The following is a 938-nucleotide window of genomic DNA, read 5'->3' on the forward strand; positions in this document are numbered from 1 at the left end:
CTCCAACTGGGTTGCGACTACGCTCAGGGCTACCTGTACGGCAAACCCATGAGCATTGAAGATATCCCTGAATTTATAGAAAACTGGTTTAAAACGCCGCGCGTTGTTCGAAAACTCTAGTCTGAGGACACCACGATTTCAGGAAATACATTACGCTGATTTCTCGCACGCTGAGACAAATCAGCACCCACCTTTCTAGCGATATCCAGATACAACAGCGCTGCGTCAGATTCAGGCTCCGCAATCACAGTTGGCCTCCCCGAATCCATATGCTCTCGAATGGTCTGTTGCAGGGGCATTTCACCAAGTACGGTCGTATCGTATGCCTTTGCGATACGTTCACCGCCGCCATTGCCGAACAAGGCTTCATGATGCCCGCACTGACTACAAACATGCACGCTCATATTCTCGATGACACCAAATACGGGAATGTTCACTTTACGGAACATTTCGATGCCTTTTTGACAATCCATCAATGCAATATCTTGCGGTGTCGTCACGATAATAGAACCCGTCACCGGAACTTTCTGGGATAGCGTCAACTGAATATCGCCCGTTCCCGGCGGCATATCAATAATTAGATAGTCCAAGTCGTCCCAGCGAGTTTGAGTCAAGAGCTGCATGAGTGCACCACTGACCATAGGACCTCGCCATACCATCGGCGTTTGCTCAGTGACCAAAAAGGCCATCGACATTGCTTGAATGCCATGCGCTTCAATTGGAATGAATGCCTTATCTTCATAGGTCTCAGGACGAGCATCAGCAGGAATACCAAGCATCATGCCAACGCTTGGCCCATAAATATCCGCATCAAGAATGCCAACACGGGCGCCCTCCTGCGACAGCGCTAACGCCAAATTGACGGCACTGGTACTTTTACCTACTCCGCCTTTGCCCGACGCAACAGCAATGATGTTTTTCACATTGCTCAGACTCTT

At 49.4% G+C, this 938-nt stretch carries 1 protein-coding gene; it reads right to left on the reverse strand.

Translation table 11 applies throughout. The features are described from left to right. Positions 1-116: 116 nt before the first annotated feature. Positions 117-938, reverse strand: an 822-nt coding sequence (apbC, locus tag A3750_RS17190; protein ID WP_068548506.1) for an iron-sulfur cluster carrier protein ApbC, incomplete at its 5' end; no start/stop codon positions are given.

It is taken from the genome of Oleiphilus sp. HI0079 (assembly GCF_001635105.1).